This window comes from Rhodococcus sp. IEGM 1406 (assembly GCF_030056745.1).
Lineage (GTDB): Bacteria > Actinomycetota > Actinomycetes > Mycobacteriales > Mycobacteriaceae > Rhodococcus_F > Rhodococcus_F erythropolis.
Genome location: NZ_JASHKO010000003.1, coordinates 240,404 through 257,945, shown reverse-complemented (window position 1 = coordinate 257,945; position 17,542 = coordinate 240,404). Strand labels below are relative to the sequence as shown.

General features: G+C 63.2%; 2 protein-coding genes. Both read left to right on the top strand.

Features of this window, described 5'->3' with window-relative positions; translation table 11 throughout:
* The first annotated feature begins 36 nt into the window (after nt 1–36).
* Nucleotides 37–621 carry a class I SAM-dependent methyltransferase gene (locus tag QM596_RS16845; protein ID WP_283309497.1) on the top strand — a complete coding sequence of 195 codons (585 nt, stop codon included), beginning with the start codon at nt 37–39 and terminating at the stop codon, nt 619–621.
* Nucleotides 622–722: 101 nt separating this feature from the next.
* Nucleotides 723–17,417, top strand: coding sequence for a non-ribosomal peptide synthetase (locus QM596_RS16840; RefSeq protein WP_283309496.1), 16,695 nt, complete (start codon nt 723–725; stop codon nt 17,415–17,417).
* Nucleotides 17,418–17,542 lie beyond the last annotated feature (125 nt).

The following is a 17,542-nucleotide window of genomic DNA, read 5'->3' as shown; positions in this document are numbered from 1 at the left end:
GAACCGCGGTGAAACGAACCACGAGGAGCAGTGATCATGGACGCACACGACTGGGACGAGCGATACCGAGCGGTGACGGAGCCGTGGGGAATCGACCCGGCGGGAACCGTCGCAACACGAATTGCCGACCTGAAGCCGGGCACTGCGATCGATCTGGCCTGCGGCGACGGCCGTCACGCGCGGTGGATGGCCGGGCAAGGGTGGTCGGTGACTGCCGTCGACTACTCGTCGGTGGCGATCGATCTGGCACGGGCGAGTGACTTGGACAAGGCTGTCGACTGGCAGGTCGGCGACGCGACCACGTGGCAACCGGAAGGGGTAGTTGACCTGGTGTTGGTCAGCTTTCTTCACCTCGAGGTCGACGAGCTGGCCGACACGCTCAAACGCGTCGGGGAGTGGCTGACGCCAGGCGGGCGCGTCCTCTACTTGGGGCATTCGATCGAGAACTTCCACCGTGGTGTGGGCGGCCCACCCGAACCGACCATTCTGCCCGGTATTTCCGATCTCGCTCGCGCCGCGGAGGGATCGAGGGTCTACGCCCTCGAACATGTCGTTCGGCCGCAGGACGGTAAGAAGGCAATCGACGTTTTGCTCGAATTCGGTCCGTGGGAACAGGTCTGACCAGGGCGGGAGCGCACCTTCACGTTCCTGGGTAGCCTACCCTAAACTTGCGAGGGTGTTCGTCGTTCGATGAGCATGAACGACGATGATCGGATTTGTCGATGTCTGACCACTCTCAGGTAGCTCACCCGTCTGTATCGGGCGGTGGCGATCTGGACGCAGCGCTCCCGGCGACGGCCGCTCAGCGTGAGGTGTGGGTTGCTCAGAACGTCGATCCGAGCAGTCCGGTGTACAACATCGGACTTGTCGTCGAGGTCGACGGGACGATCGACGTCGAGCGCGCGGCAGCGGCCGTCAAGGCCACAGTCGGACGCGTCGAAGCGCTGTTCGTGCACTTTCGGGCGGATGCTGACAACCAGCTGATCCAGGTGCCGATTCCGGATGCGCGCTGGGACGTGGAAATTCTCGACCTTCGCGCCGAGGCGGATCCCGATTCGACTGCGCAGTCGTGGATGGACACCGATATGGCTCGGGTCTTCGGTGCGGACGATCTGCTGTTCCGCCAGGTGCTTCTGCGAACTGCTGACGACCGAGTCATCTGGTATCAGCGCTATCACCACAGCGTGGTCGACGGGTACGGCATCTCGCTCATCGTCGCCGACGTAGCCGAGCGGTACGACGATCCGAACCTCGAGACTGCGGCGCCGGTGTGGTCGCTCGATGCGGTGGTGGCGGCCGATCTGGAATACCGGAACTCTCCGCGGTTCCAGCTCGACCGTCAGTACTGGGTCGAACGAGTTGAATCAGGACCGGAAGCAACGCGGATTCTGCATGGGCAGGTGGATGATTCGCTGCCGCCGATCGCGGCGATGCTCACGCTCGACGTCGATCGTGCAGCGCAGCTCTATCGCTCTGCCGCCGACGCCGGGATTCGGCGAACTCGCCTGCCCATGGCTGCGCTGATCGCGTACATTGCACGAACCACCGGACAGCACGACGTTGTCGTCTCGGTGCCGATGGCCGCTCGGGTGGGTCGCGACATGCGGCGCACTCCCTCGATGGCGTCGACGATTCTGCCGCTCGGTATTCGGGTCGAACGCTCGGAAACCATCGGCCAGTTGGCAACTCGTCTCGATACCGCCTTGATCTCGATACTCAAGCACGGGCGGTACCGGGGAGAGGATCTCGCACGCGACGTGCGAGCAATCGATCCCGACCGCCAGGTCTTCGGTCCCGGCATCAACTCGATGATGTTCGAACACACACTCACCTTCGGCGGCTGCCCGGTGCGCGTGCGTAATTCGGTGACCGGTCGGGTCAGTGACCTGGATCTGAGCGTGCGCGGTGGTCAGGACGGGGAACCGATCGAGATCGACGTCCGCGCCCCGGCCGGATTCGACAGGGAGTTGGCCGATCACACCGCCAGAATCGAACAGTTCCTCGATCGATTCGTGGCCGAGCCGCAGCTTCCGATCTCGGCACTCGACCCCATGTCGCCCGCGGAGCGTGAACTCGTTCTCCATGGGTGGAACGACACCGCAGAACCGCAGCCCGTGACGACGGTGCCGGATTTGTTGCGCAGCAGCTTCTCGGCCGATCGGGGCGCTGTCGCCGTGGTCGACGGCAACGTTCGGCTGACCTACGGCGAGCTCGAAAGTCGGGTATCGCAGCTCGCCGCGCACTTGATCTCTCGCGGTGTCGCACCCGAAACCGTTGTGGCGATCGGCCTTCCGAGATCCGCCGAGATGGTGGTGGGGTTGTTGGCCGTCATGTGCGCCGGCGGCGCCTTCGTGCCACTGGATCCGTCCTGGCCCGCAGAGCGCCGCGAATCGGTCCTCGCCGATGCCGGTGCCACATTGGTGCTCACCTCAGACGGTGCAGACGACTCCGTATTGGTCGATCTCTCCGCGTGGGCGTACGAGGACGGGCCTTCGGGCCTGTCCGAGATAATGACCTCCGGCATTCGTATTCACGGTGCCCAACTCGCATATGTCATTTTCACGTCCGGTTCGACCGGACGTCCGAAGGGCGCCATGATCCGCCACGAGGCAATCTGCGCAAGGTTGCTGTGGCAGCGGGAGCGGATTCTCGGGTTCGGGTCCGGCGATGCCTCTCTGTTCAAAGCCCCACTCTCGTTCGACATCTCGATCAACGAGATCCTGCTCCCGCTCGTCTCCGGCGGTCGATTGGTGATCGCGAAGCCAGAGGGGGAACGCGACCCGCAATACCTGCTCGACCTGATCGCCGGAGAATCGGTCACATTCGTCTACCTGGTCTCGTCCATGCTCGACATCCTTCTGGACCTGGCGAACGAGACCGATCAGCTCGATTCGTTGAAGCACGTGTGGTGCGGCGGTGAGGTTCTCACGCCTGAACTCTTCGATCGGTTCCGTGCCCAACTGTCCACGACGCTGTATCACGGCTACGGGCCCGCCGAAGCGACCATCGGTGTCTCCCATGTGATCTACCGCGAGGACGCGGAACGAATCGCCACATCCATCGGCCGACCGAACCCCAACACTCGTTTGTACGTGTTGGACGGTGACCTGCAGCCGGTTCCGGTCGGCACCGGCGGCGAACTCTACGCAGCGGGCTTCTTACTGGGGCGCGGATATGTGGGCGCGTCGGCGTTGACCGCGTCTCGTTTTCTTGCAGATCCCTTTGTTTCCGGTGATTTGGCCGGATCCCGGATGTATCGCACCGGTGACTTGGCTCGATGGACCGCCGACGGCACCCTCGACTTCCTGGGGCGCACGGACAATCAGGTGAAGATTCGTGGCATGCGCGTAGAACTCGAAGACGTCGAAGCCGCCGTGATCTCACACCCCGGAGTGCGCCACGTGGCAGTTCTGGTGCGTCAAGCACCCACAGGTGCAAAGTATCTCGCCGCGTACGTGAGTGCAGCGTCGGGGACGAACCTTGCGGTCGACTCACAGGACATTCGCGAGTGGGCGGCGAGCAAGCTGCCCGACTACATGGTCCCGACCACCGTCACTGTCCTCGACGAGTTTCCGCTCACGGCCAACGGCAAACTCGACCGTCGAGCCCTTCCTGAGCCCGATCTCGCCGAACTGAGTGCACACGTCGCCGCGAGAAACGAAGTCGAACAACAATTCTGCACGTTGATCGCGTCGGCGGTAGGTCTCGAATCGGTTGGCGTGACCGACGATTTCTTTGCACTGGGCGGTGACAGCATCGTCGCGATCTCGCTCGTGACCGCGGCTCGTGCAGCCGGTTTGTCGATCAGTCCACGCGAGGTGTTTCAGCTGCGCACCGCCGAGGCGATGGCGCGCGCCCAATCCGGCCGAACGGCTGAGATCGTCGATCATTCGGACGAACCGATCGGCCACGTAGCCACGACGCCCATCGCTGCCAGGGCCCTCGGGACGCCGGACGTAGCACGAACCTTCCATCAGCGAGCGCTGATTCAGACTCCGTCAGCTTTGACGTCCGAGCATGTCGAGGCGGCGCTCGATGCCCTGGTGGCACGCCACGATGGACTTCGTGCGAAGTTGACTTCCGAAGGATCGCTGCTTGTTCCGGCCACCAACGAATTGGCTGTGGTCTTCGAGACCCGTGCATTACCGGTGCCGCTCGAAGAATGCGGACCGCTGATCGTCGCCGAGACCGAGCGAGCCGTCAGGCGTCTGAACCCGGCAGACGGCACGATGGTCAGTGCTGTTCTTTTCACCACTGCGACCGGTCCCGGAAGACTGTTGCTTGTCATCCACCACGCGGTCGTCGACGGTGTCTCCTGGCGCATCATCCTCGAAGACCTTGCGCGCGCGGGTATCGCAGCGATACAAGGCGACGAACCCTCACTCGCTCCGGTCGGCACGTCGGTGAGAAGGTACGCCGAACTCGTTTCGGAGGCGGTCGGAGCCGGGCGACTGGACTCGGAGATCGAGTTCTGGGACTCGGTGACTTCCGCACAACAGTCACCTCTCGGCCGTCGGGCACTCGACCCGACAGTTGACCTCGCGCGCACCGCCGCGGCGCGATCGATCACCCTGCCTCCGGAATTCGCCGATCGGTTGTTGGGCAGTGTCCCACGGGCATTCGGGGCCGACGTGAGCGAAGTGCTGATCACCGCATTGGCCGTTGCGCTGACCAAGTGGAGCGGTGCCTCATCGGTGACGATCGACTTGGAAGGGCACGGACGCGACGAAGACATCGTTCGCGGTGACGGCGCTGCGCACGTCGACCTGACACGTACTGTCGGATGGTTCACCACGGTATTCCCGGTTGCACTCGAAATCGGTACAGCCGCTCCGGATCTCGAAGCGAGCGGTGAGTTGGCGGTGGTTCTCAAGAGCGTCAAGGAGCAACTTCGACGCGTCCCGAACGCAGGCTTCGGGTACGGAGCATTGCGATACCTCGGCAGCTCGGATCAGTTGCGTAGCGTCGCAGCACCCGAGGTGGTGCTCAACTATCTGGGGCGCACTGCAGTTGCAGAGGGGGACTGGTTCCCGGTGTCGATGGACGGCGCTGCCGATCCGTCCATGCCGTTGGGTCACGCGTTGTCTGTCGACGTCGTAGCCGAGGAAGCGGCCGGTGGGCCACGACTGAGGGCCACTCTGACCTGGGCGTCGAATATCTTCCTGCGTAGCGATATCGACAGGTTTGCGCGGTTGTGGCTGGACTCGCTCAAGGCCGTGTCCGGGCTCGCAGCCTTCGGCGGCGCGACACCGTCCGACTACCCTCTGGTGGCGCTCACTCAGGCCGATGTGGACGGGTTGCCGAAGGCAGAAGAGATTCTCCCGCTCACTCCGTTGCAGGAAGGGATCTACTTCCATTCGGCTTTTGCCGATCCGGGGGCTGATCAGTATGTCGTGCAACAGGTCGTGGAGCTGACCGGCGCCGTGGACAGCGCGGCTCTGCGCCGTGCGCTGCAATCCGTCGTGGATCGACACGAGGCGCTGCGCACCGGATTCTCGGTCCTGGGCGACGGCCGGGTCGTGCAGGTGGTGCACCCGAGCGTCGTCGTGGAGATGGCAGTAGTCACGGATGCCGGCGCCGATGTGGATGAACTGCTTTCCGCCGACCGCGCGCGCGGGTTCGACCTCGCGCAGCCGCCGCTCGTCCGTTACACACTGCTCCGTGCCTCTTCGGAGAAGTACCTTCTGCTGCAGTCGATTCACCATGCGGTTGCAGACGGATGGTCGGTCCCGGTGATGCTGCGGGAGCTGATGGCGTCGTACAGCGTTGGCGATTCCGGCGTGGTGCTCCCGAGTCCGGCGCCGTACCGCAGCTACCTCGAATGGTTGGCCGGCCACGCTCACGAGGCTTCGGCAGCGGTGTGGAGAAAAGCACTGAACTCTCCCGGGCCCGCGGTCGAACTTCCCGCGCCGAGCGCGGGCAGCAGCGGTGTCCATGCTACCCGAGTCGGGCTGTCCGACAGTGATACTCGCGCGCTGTCGACCACCGGACGCTCCTACGGTTTGACGCTGAGCACGCTCGTGCACGGCGCCTGGGGACTGGTGCTCGGCCGAATGACCGGCCGAACAGACGTGCTGTTCGGATCAACCGTATCGGGACGCGGTGGAGACCTGCCCGGCATCGAGTCCATGGTGGGCTTGTTCATCAACACTGTGCCAGCTCGGTTGCGGTTCGATCCGGCAGAGACAGCCGCGCAAGCACTTTCTCGTTGGCAGAGGGAACAATCGGAACTACTCGACCATCAGTACCTGGGGCTACCGGAACTGCGGCGGACCGGCGGACTGGAGCAGAACTTCGAATCACTGGTCGTGTTCGAGAACTATCCACTCGGTGACACGGCAATCGCTGATCCGACGAACTCGGTGAGACTGACGGGAATTCGATTCGACGAGCGACCGGCCTACCCGCTGACCCTGATCGTCGTCCCCGGCGATCAATTGGCGTTGGAGCTCAAGTACGACACTGCTCAGGTGGACGGCGATGCCGCTGCGTCGCTGGCGGAAGCTCTCGCAGTCGTGCTAGCGGAACTCTCTCGCGATCTCGACCAGGTCATCGGCCGGATCGCGCTGGCACCCGCACAGCCCGGGAGCGTCGGCACGGCCTTGGATCGGCCGCGCGCAACGCTGACCGAGCTGCTGCAGGATCAAGCCGGGCGTACGCCCGAAGCCACCGCAGTGATCTTCCGTGAAGAGTCGTTGACCTACGCCGAACTTCACTCTCGCGCTGATCGTTTTGCGCATCTGCTGCACGAACGTGGCGTCGGACGCGAATCATTGGTGGCGGTTGCCTTGCCGCGCTCGGTCGATCTGATGGTTGCGATACTCGGCATCGGGAAGGCCGGGGGAGCATACGTTCCGCTCGACACCGGCTATCCGGCGGAGCGGCTGACGTACATGCTGGATGACGCCGATCCGGTGTGCGTCGTGGTGTCGGAAGATTCTTCACTCGATTCGGGTTCGGTTCCGCGGGTGACGGTATCGGAATCCGCGCAGTTCCCAGCCGAACCGCTGAGTGTCCCAGGATCGCCCGCGGATGCCGCGTACATGATCTACACCTCGGGTTCGACCGGTCGTCCCAAAGGCGTTGTGGTCACCAACGAGGGTGTGGTCAACCGATTGCTCTGGGCACAGCAGATACGTCCGCTGGACTTCTCCGACCGGATGCTGCAGAAGACCCCGTCGAGTTTTGACGTCTCCGTCCCCGAATTCTTCTGGCCGTTCCTGGTGGGGGCAACTCTGGTGATGGCCGAGCCGGACGGGCACAAGGATCCGGGCTATCTGGCCGACGTCATCGTCGAACATTCCGTGACCCGAGTGCATTTTGTTCCGTCGATGCTGGAAGTTTTTCTTGCGGAGCCGAAAGCAGCACTGTGCTCTTCCCTCGAGATCGTCAACTGCAGCGGTGAGGCACTGCCCGTTCACGTTGCACGCAAGGTTGCCGAGATCCTGCCGAACGTTCTGGTGGACAACCTCTACGGCCCCACCGAGGCCGCCGTCGACGTCAGTTGGCAGCCGTCGGTGCAGGAAACTCCGGCAGACGCGGTCAGTGTCCCGATCGGCGAACCCGCCGCCAATACCGGCCTGTTCGTTCTCGATCCGTATCTGCAGAACGTTCCGGCCGGTGCCACCGGTGAGCTGTATCTGGCTGGACCACAACTGGCGCGTGGTTACAACGGACGTGGGGGATTGACCTCCGAAAGATTTGTGGCGAATCCGTACAGCGACGGCGGCTCGCGGATGTACCGGACCGGTGACATCGTGCGGTGGAATGCCGACGGCGTTCTCGAGTACCTCGGCCGTGTCGACGAGCAGGTGAAGGTTCGTGGATTCCGCATCGAGCTCGGTGAAATCGAAGCGCAGTTGGCATTGTGCCCCGGAGTCTTAGCAAGTGCCGTGATCGTCCGAACCGACGGTCCGAGTAACCGCGCACAGGTGGTCGCCTATCTGGTCGGAGATGCTGATGACGCTGCGGTTCGAGGGCAGTTGTTGTCGGTGCTGCCGGAGTTCATGGTGCCAAGCGCGTTCGTGCGGCTCGAGTCGTTGCCGCTGAGCCCGAGTGGCAAGCTCGACCGAAAAGCCCTACCGGCACCGGATTTCGCGGCACAGGTGGGCGAAACGACGGGAGTAGTTTCCTCGGGCGTTGCCGACCTCCTCGCCAGGCATTTCGCGACAGTTCTCGGCCTGCCACGCGTCGGGGCACGCGACGACTTCTTCACTCTCGGCGGCGACAGTATCCTGGCGATCCGACTGGTCAACCTGGCTCGTCGTGATTCGGTAGTACTGACCCCGCGTCAGATCTTCGAATTGCGCACTCCCGCTGCGATCGCCGCAGCGGTGGGTGATGTCGCCACGTCGGTTGCCACCGTCACGGCCGACATCGGCGTGGGTGAGCTGGTTCCGCTGCCGGTGATGCACCGCTTGTCCGAATGGACGGGTCGTACCGATCGCTTCAACCAGGCAGTTCTGATCCACTCCCCGGCAACATCTCTCGATTCGATCACCGGCGCATTGCAGGCCGTGCTCGATCACCACGACGGACTTCGCCAGACCTTGATCCGACATGACCGCGGAATGTGGTCGGCGCGGATCGAGGAACCCGGCAGTATCCGGGCAGCGAACCTTGTCGAACGCGTTGATGCTCGGGGACTGGATGACGCCGAGTTGCGGACGCTCATCACCGAACGTTCCGAGCGGGCGACCAGTCGATTGGATCCGTCTGCAGGACGGATGGTCTCAGTGGTCTGGTTCGATTGTGGCGCTGAGAATCTGGGCCGACTCGCGATAGTCGCGCACCACCTGGTCGTGGACGGGGTTTCGTGGGGAACCCTGCTCGAGGATCTCGCGATGGCCTGGGTGGCGGTGGAGGCCGGAGAGCCCGCCGCATTGGATGCCGTCGGAACTTCGCTGCGTACCTTCTCCCGCACGGTGGCCGAACACGCAAGCAGTGCTCATCGATTTGCCGAACTCGATCACTGGCTGACCGTGACCGCTCCGGGCGCGGAGTTGATCCCCGGTACCGCGAGCTATGCCGTTGTATCCGGAGGCTCGAGGCGCACGGTCACGGTGGACGGAGCAATCTCCGAGGCGGCACTCGGAACGGTTCCGGCCATGCTGGGTGCTGAGGGAACGGATGTTCTGTTGGCTGCGTTGGCGATGTCGGTCGATCGCTGGCGTCGTTCCACCGGTCGCAGTGAGGGCGAACTGCTGGTCGATCTCGAAAGGCATGGCCGCGAGGAATTGGTACCCGGGACCGATCTGTCGCGAACAGTCGGCTGGTTCACCACGATTGCCCCGATGCGACTGCTCGGCGGAACCGACCCGGTGGACACGCTGCGCGAAGTGAAGGAGAGCCTGCGGGCGGCTCCGGACGGCGGTATCGGCTACGGGATGTTGCGGTACGTGAATGCACGCACGGCATCGAGATTGGCGGGGCGCTCCGAATCTCAGATCCTGTTCAATTATCTCGGACGTACGACGACAGCTGGATCGACAGCATGGTCCCTGGCAGCGGAATCCGAAGCCATGTCCACCGATCCCGACGCAGACATGGGAGGTCCGTATCGGCTGATCGTGAATGTCGTCAGCGTGGATTCGGAACTCCGTGCCGACTTCGCCTGGGCAAGTGAAGATTTGTCCGAGGAGGATGCGCAGTCACTCTCCGACGGCTGGGTTTCGGCGCTCGGCGATCTGGCGGCTGCGGCCGCGGAGCATGACGGGCCTCCCATCCTGACCCCGTCCGATGTGCCGTTGCTCGACCTGAGTCAGGCCGAGATCGACGCGATATCCGATGCGAGCCCGGCGGGTGTCAGCAGCATCCTCCCACTCTCACCGTTGCAGGAAGGCCTGTACTTCCAAGCCGGCTACGCAGGCAGCAGCGACAGCCGCAGTGGTGGGGATATCTACACGGCACAGTTCTCGATGGACTTCGGGCACACCCTCGATGTCGACAGGTTGGCTGCGGCCGCCCGGACACTTCAACGACGAAATCCCACGTTGCGAGCGGGATTCGTGAGCGAAGGACTGAACGAGCCTGCGCAGTTCTTCAGTGCGGGACTCGATGTTCCCGTCGCCGTCCACGATCTCCGTGAACTCGACGACTCGGCTGCTCGTGAGCGCGCCGAGGCCGTCGCCGCCCAAGACAGAGTGACTCCATTCGACCTGACCGCGCCGCCGCTGTGGCGTATGAGCGTGCTGCATCTGCCCGGCGGACATGATCGACTGGTGATCAACCGGCAGTTCCTGTTGTGGGACGGCTGGTCCAACGGCCTTGTCGTCAGCCAGCTTCTGGCGCTGTACGGCACCGGCGGGGACGACAGCGCATTCGGCGAACCCGAGGGGTCGTTCGAGGCCTACCTCGCCTGGTTGGCCGATCGCGACGGCGCAGCCGCTGACGCGGGGTGGCGCGGAGCGCTCGCAGGACTCGAGGAGCCGACGCTTGTTGCCGAGCCTGCGCCCGGCGTCGAACCTCAGCTTCCGGATCGCCGCGATGCGATTCTGTCGGAATCGCTTTCGCGTGCATTGCGTGAGCGCGCTGCCGCGTCCGGCGTCACGTTCAACACGGTACTCAACGCAGCGCTGGCTCTGGTGCTGGCGTCGGCCACCGGTCGACAGGACGTCGTCTTCGGCTCCACGGTTGCCGGAAGGCCACCGGAGGTACCGGGAATCGACACCGTGGTGGGCATGTTCCTCAACACCGTTCCCGTTCGGCTGCAACTGGATCCGAACGAGAGCGTCGAGGAACTTCTTCGTCGCACTCAGGCGGATCGACTTTCGCTGATGCCGTTCGACTATCTCGGATTGGCCTCGATCCAGCGTGTTTCCGAGCATCGTCAACTGTTCGACGTGCTGATGGTCCTGCAGAACTTCGTGGACGAGAAGCAGGTCGACGCACTCAATGCCGCACACGACGTGAGCGGCAGCGACAGTATCGATCACACGCACTATCCGCTGACCGTGGTGGTCACCCCGGGTACCACCGTCAACGTCAAGTTCGAGTTCCATCCGCATCTGGTGACCGCGCGCCGAGCCGAGGACCTGCTCGGTCACTTCGTCGACCTGCTCCAGAGTTGGTCGCAGGATATGACAGGTTCGGTCGTTGCGACGCCGATTCCCGCGGTAGCGCAGCAGACGCAGATCCGAGAGTTGCCGGAGCGCACCATTGCCGACCTGTTCGAAGAGGTGGCGTCGGCGCAACCGAACGACACGGCACTCGTGTTCGGGAAGCGTCGGATGACCTACGCCGATCTCGACGGCGAGATCAATCGGATGGCGCGGTTGCTGATCAACTACGGCGCCGGGCCGGAAAAGATCGTGGCTCTTGGTCTGCCACGCTCGGTGGACATGGTCGTCGCGCTCTTCGCCGTATTGCGCACGGGTGCTGCCTATTTACCTCTCGAACTCGACCATCCGGCCGAACGGTTGGCCGTGATGATCGACGACGCAGATCCGGTCGTGTTGCTGACAACCGTTGCCGCCGCACCGAAATTCGAAGGCGCGGACGTCCGCACCGCGGACATTCGGACCATCGTGCTCGACGAGCCGGACACTGCGGCAAGGCGACTGACGATCTCGGCGCGGGCACTCTCCGCGGCGGAACTCGGAGCATTCGCCCCAGGAACACCGCATCGGCTCGACCACCCCGCGTACGTCATCTACACCTCCGGTTCGACCGGCAAGCCCAAGGGCGTGGCCACCGGTTACCGCGGCCTGACGAACATGCAGTTCAACCACCGAGAGGCGATCTTCGAACCGGTGATCGCCGCGACGGGCCGGCGCCTGCGGATCGCGCACACCGTGTCCTTCGCCTTCGACATGTCGTGGGAGGAACTTCTGTGGCTCGTGGAAGGTCACGAGGTCCACATCTGTGACGAGGATCTGCGTCGTGATGCCGAGGCGCTCGTTGCATACTGCGACGCACAGGAAATCGACGTCGTCAACGTGACACCGACCTACGCGACGCACCTGATCGACAGCGGGCTGCTCGACGACGGTGTGGGACAACACCGTCCTCCGCTGGTCCTGCTCGGCGGTGAAGCCGTTCCGGATTCGGTGTGGAACAGGCTGCGCGAGACCGAAGGAACCGTGGGCTACAACCTCTACGGTCCGACGGAATACACGATCAACACTCTCGGCGGCGGAACGACCGACAGTGACACCCCGACGGTCGGCAAGCCGATCTGGAACACCGCCGCGCACATTCTCGACGGCTGGCTGCGACCGGTCCCCGATGGAGTTGCCGGCGAACTGTACATTGCCGGAGCCGGTTTGGCTCGCGGCTACCTCGGACGCTTTGCGCTCACGTCCGAGCGCTTTGTCGCAGAACCGGCCGGGACCGGAGAACGTATGTACCGCACCGGGGATCTGGTGCGGCGACGCGCTGACGGCAACCTGGACTTCCTGGGCCGCACCGACGACCAGGTGAAGATCAGAGGTCACCGGATCGAGCCGAGCGAAATCGTCTCCGTTCTCGAATCCGACGAGCACGTGCGGCAAGCAGCGGTCGTGGTCGACGTCGGGGCGGGTGGAGTCAAGAGGCTCGTCGGCTACGTGACGCCCGTGCAGCTCGGCGCCGCGCACGACTACCGCGCGCAGGCGCGAGTTCGCCTACCCGACTACATGGTTCCGGCCGTGGTGATCGAGGTGGAGTCACTACCGATGACCGTCAACGGCAAGCTCGACGTCAAGGCACTGCCCACGGCCGATTCGGTGCTGGGGGAGCGGAGTGGGGAGTCGATTGCACCGCGGAACCACACGGAAGAGGTTCTCTGTGAGCTCTTCTCCGACGTACTCGATGTGGACGACATCGGTGTCGACGACAACTTCTTCGACCTCGGTGGGCACTCGCTTCTGGCCACCAAACTGATCAGTCGAGCTCGGATCGCCATTCCGAACAGTCTGACCATGCGTGATCTCTTCGAAGCGCCCACCGTCGCGGAACTCGCGGAACGCATTGTGGCCGAGCAGGGATCGACGCGACCGATGCTGGTAGCGAAGCCGCGGCCGGACCACCTTCCACTTTCTGCCGCTCAACAGCGTTTGTGGCTGATCGGACAGATGGAAGAGAACTCCGCGGCCTACAACTTCCCGATCGTGCTCCGCTTGGACAGTGCATTGGACGCGGACGTCTTCGCCGCGGCGCTGGGTGACGTCGTTGGACGACACGAATCCTTGCGTACGGTGTTCCGGTTGGTGGACGGAACACCGGAACAGATAATTCTCGAATCGGCGAAGGTTCCGGTCGAGACAGTTCATTCACGGGAATCCGGTGTCGCCGGCGAAGTTGCAGTGGCAGTGGGCCGTCCGTTCGACCTTTCGAACGAGATTCCGATTCGCGCCCGTCTGATCCGAGTAGACGGTGCCGTAATCGTCGTGATCGTCCTGCATCACATCACAACGGACGAATGGTCCGATCGGCCGTTCCTGCGCGATCTGATGTCTGCCTACTCCTCTCGGATTCAGGGCGAGGAGCCAGCGTTCGAACCGCTACCGGTTCAGTACGCGGACTACACCCTGTGGCAACGGGAATTACTCGGCAGCGCCGACGATCCGTCGAGTGTCCTGAGCACGCAGTTGGACTTCTGGGCGAAGAGTTTGGACGGAGCCCCCGAAGAACTGCTGCTTCCCACCGACCGGAGCCGACCGGCCAGACCGAGTTTCTCCGGTGGCGCAGTGGTAACGCGGTTGGGTGTGGACACAACTGCCGCACTGCGAGACCTGGCGCGCGAGAGCCAGAGTTCGATGTTCATGGTCCTGCACGCGGCGTCGGCGGCGTTGCTGACTGCGCTCGGAGCGGGTGAGGACCTTCCCCTCGGCGCTCCCGTAGCCGGACGTAGTGAACAGGGGCTCGACGACTTGGTCGGCTTCTTCGTCAATACGATTGTGCTGCGCACGGATACGTCAGGTAACCCGACGTTCCGGGAGTTGGTGGATCGCGTTCGCGAGGGAGACCTCGAGGCCTTCGCCAACGCCGATGTTCCCTTCGAAACTGTGGTGGAACGCCTCAATCCGTCGCGCACCTTGGCACGCAACCCGCTGTTCCAGGTCATGGTCGGCTATCACAGCCGCGAGGAGATGGGCGGGGATCCGTTCGAACTCGAGGAGTACACAGCCAAGTTCGATCTGGTGTTCAACTTCACCGAGTACCTCGGCGACGAAGGCTGCATCGACGTCCGACTCGAATACGGCAGCGACCTCTTCGATCGCGAAACAGCACAGCGAATTTCGAACCGATTGGAATCGGTGATCGCTGCAGTCGTGGAATCGGCCGACATTGAGATCGGCGACATCGACATCTTCTTGCCAGGCGAACTCGAGCAAGTTGTCACCTCGTTCAACGACACCGCCGTCGACGTGCCGGAGGAAACGTTCTACGACGCCTTCGCGCGTGGGGTCGCTGCTACACCCGAGGCGATTGCGGTGCGCGACGAGGCGGGGCAGGCCACGTACCGCGAGCTCTCCGAGCAATGTGATCGGATAGCCGGCGTGCTGTATCGGCGCGGGGTCTCGGTCGAAGACGTGGTGGGACTTGCCGTCCCGCGTTCGGTGGAGATGGTCGCGTCGGTCCTCGCCGTGCTCAAGCTGGGGGCAGCGTATCTACCCCTGGATCTGAGCCACCCGAGCGAGCGCATCGCCTACATGCTCACCGATTCTCGCACGTCGGTACTACTGTCCACCTCGGAGGAAAGCTCGCGGATCGAGGATGTGGCCGGCGTCGAGCGAATCCTCTTGGACGATCCGCTAATCCTTGCGGAACTGGAAGAGGCAGCGATCGTCGAAACTCCCAGGCCACCAGTTGGCGTCAACCACGCGGCCTATGTCATCTACACTTCGGGATCGACCGGCAAGCCGAAGGGCGCCGTCCTTTCTCATGACGGTATTCCGAGTCTTGTTGCGACAGCTGAGGTTCGGATGCGACTGGTACCGGGTTCGGTGGTGATGCAGTTTGCTTCGGTCGGCTTCGACGTTGCGGTATTCGAATTGGCGATGGCTCTGTGCACGAGCAGCACCCTGGTGATCGTGCCGCAGAGCGCACGAGTGGCCGGCCCGGCGTTGACCGATTTCATGACGAGAAATCGCGTGACTCATGCAATCATCCCTCCCTCGTTGCTGGCCGCACTGCCGGCGGGATGTGAAGTACCGCAGGGTTGCACGGTGTTGGTCGGAACCGAGACGGTTCCGCCCGAGCTGATCGGGCGATGGGCGGAGCGGCTGAATTTGCTTGCTGCGTACGGACTCACCGAAGCCACGGTGAACAACACACTGTGGCAGGCGGAACCCGGTTGGAACGGTGCTGTGCCCATCGGAGTCCCAGACCCCAACGAACAGGCGTACGTGCTCGACGATCAACTGCGTCCGGTTCCGCCGGGAGTATCCGGCGAGCTGTACATCGCGGGACGCGGCCTGGCGAGAGGCTACCTGGGCCGATTCGATCTGACGGCACAGAGATTCATCGCCGATCCCTTCACCGCGGGCGATCGCATGTATCGCACCGGCGACCGAGCGCGGTGGCGCTCGGACCGGAACATCGACTTCCTCGGCCGCGTGGACGATCAGGTCAAGATTCGCGGTTTCCGAATCGAATTGGGTGAAATCATCGGAGCTCTCAGTGCCCATCCTTCGGTGAAGCAGGCAACGGTCGTCGCGGATCGGCAGGGCGAAATCACGCGCCTGGTCGGTTACGTGTCACCCGAACCCGGTGCTGTGGTGGACACGACGGCAGTGCGAAATCTCGCTGCAATGTCGTTGCCCGACTACATGGTTCCGACCATGGTTGTCGCTCTCGATGGTCCGCTCCCGTTGACGCCCAACGGAAAGCTCGACCGCAAGGCGTTGCCCGCTCCGGACTGGTCGGAGTTGGCGGGTGATATTGCTCCTCGCTCTGCCGTGGAGTCCACGGTTGCAGCTGCCTTCGCGGAGATATTGCAACTCCCGAGCGTCGGAGTCCACGACAGTTTCTTCGAACTAGGTGGACATTCGATGGCTTCGATGAAACTGGTCGGTCGCATTCGTGAAGCGTTCGGCGTGGACGTCAGTATTCGAGACGTGTTCGACGCACCGAGCGTTGCGGAGTTGGCGGCAGTCGTTGCGCGTTCGGAGGGTGGACGCCCGGTCCTGGCGCCGGCGGCGAGGCGTCCGGAGACCATGGGTCTGTCTGCGCCGCAACGTCGTCAGTGGGAGTTGTTCCGCGCAGCCGGCGAGCACCCGCAAGCAAGCCACGCGCTGGCGCTGACCCTGAATTCGAAGATCGATCCGGAGATTCTCGGGCACGCTTTGGACGATGTGACGTCGCGGCACGAACCCCTGCGGACCACCTTCGTCGAGGTCGACGGCATCGTCGTGGCAAGAGAATCGGTGCGGCCGACTGTCGATGTGGTCGATGTCGGCGCCGGCGATGTGGGTCGAGTGGTGTTCGAACTGGCTCAACTTCCGATGGATCTGCGTGAGCAATCGCCGTTGCGGGTTCATCTGGTGCTCGGTGAAGACGGCTCTCGGACACTGCTTCTCGTCATGCACTACATCGCCGTCGACGAGTGGTCCGTAGTGCCGCTGCTGGGAGATCTGGTCTCTGCTTATGCAGCCAGGTCGCAGGGAGATCAACCGATCTGGGACGAGCTTGCGTTGACCTACGCCGATTACACCGTGTGGTCGGACGAGCTGTTGGGAGACCCCCTGGACGTCGACAGCCGTGCGTCGAAGCAACTTGCGTACTGGCAGGATGCGCTCGACGGAATACCGACCAGTGTGAATCTTCCGTTGCCGGAAGATGACTCGGAACCTCGGGGTGACGTGGTCTCTGTCGACATCGACGCGGATCTGCACGCCAGAATCGACGCGCTGGCTGCGCGCACCGGGACGAGCATGTTCATGGTCCTTCAGGCTGCGCTGGCCGCCGTTCTCACGAAGGCTGGGGCGGGTACCGATCTTCCGATCGGTTCATTGGTTGCGGGCAGGTCGGATCCCCGTCTCGAACCGATGATCGGATCCTTCTTCAATGTTGTTCTCCTGCGCACGGATACGTCCGGTAGTCCGACGTTTGCAGAATTGCTCGGTCGGGTGAGGGAAGGCAACCTGGAAGCGCTGAGCAATCAGGACGTCTCATATGTGTATGTCGAGCAGGCTCTGGGTAATCCGGCGTCCATGAGACCTCAGGTGATGGTGATCCATCACCAACAGGCGGATTTGGACGGGCTCGGCGACTTCGGTTCTCTCGTACCGATTCCGGTGGGAGTGCCCGATGCGGATTTGACGTTGAGTTTTTACGAGCCGGTGGGCGAAGGGCCTGTTTTTGCAACTCTCGGGTTCCGTGCCGACCGCGTCGATGCGGGCGCGGTCCGTGAATGGGCAGGTCAGCTGGTCGACGTGATCGAGGCTGCGGCCATCGCCGAAGGGGATGACGTGAGTGAAGGGGCGAAACTATGACATACGTCGCATCGCTCCGCGGGGTCGACCGCTATACGGGGGCTCACAGTATTGATACCCTCACCTCATTAAGGGTAGCCTTTGCTACTTACTTCGGGACATCGATTGGCGACCTTATCAGGTCG

Excerpts from the sequence above, each read along its gene's own strand:
- QM596_RS16845 (WP_283309497.1), top strand. The coding sequence starts at position 37 with ATGGACGCACACGACTGGGACGAGCGATACCGAGCGGTGACGGAGCCG.
- QM596_RS16840 (WP_283309496.1), top strand. The coding sequence starts at position 723 with ATGTCTGACCACTCTCAGGTAGCTCACCCGTCTGTATCGGGCGGTGGC.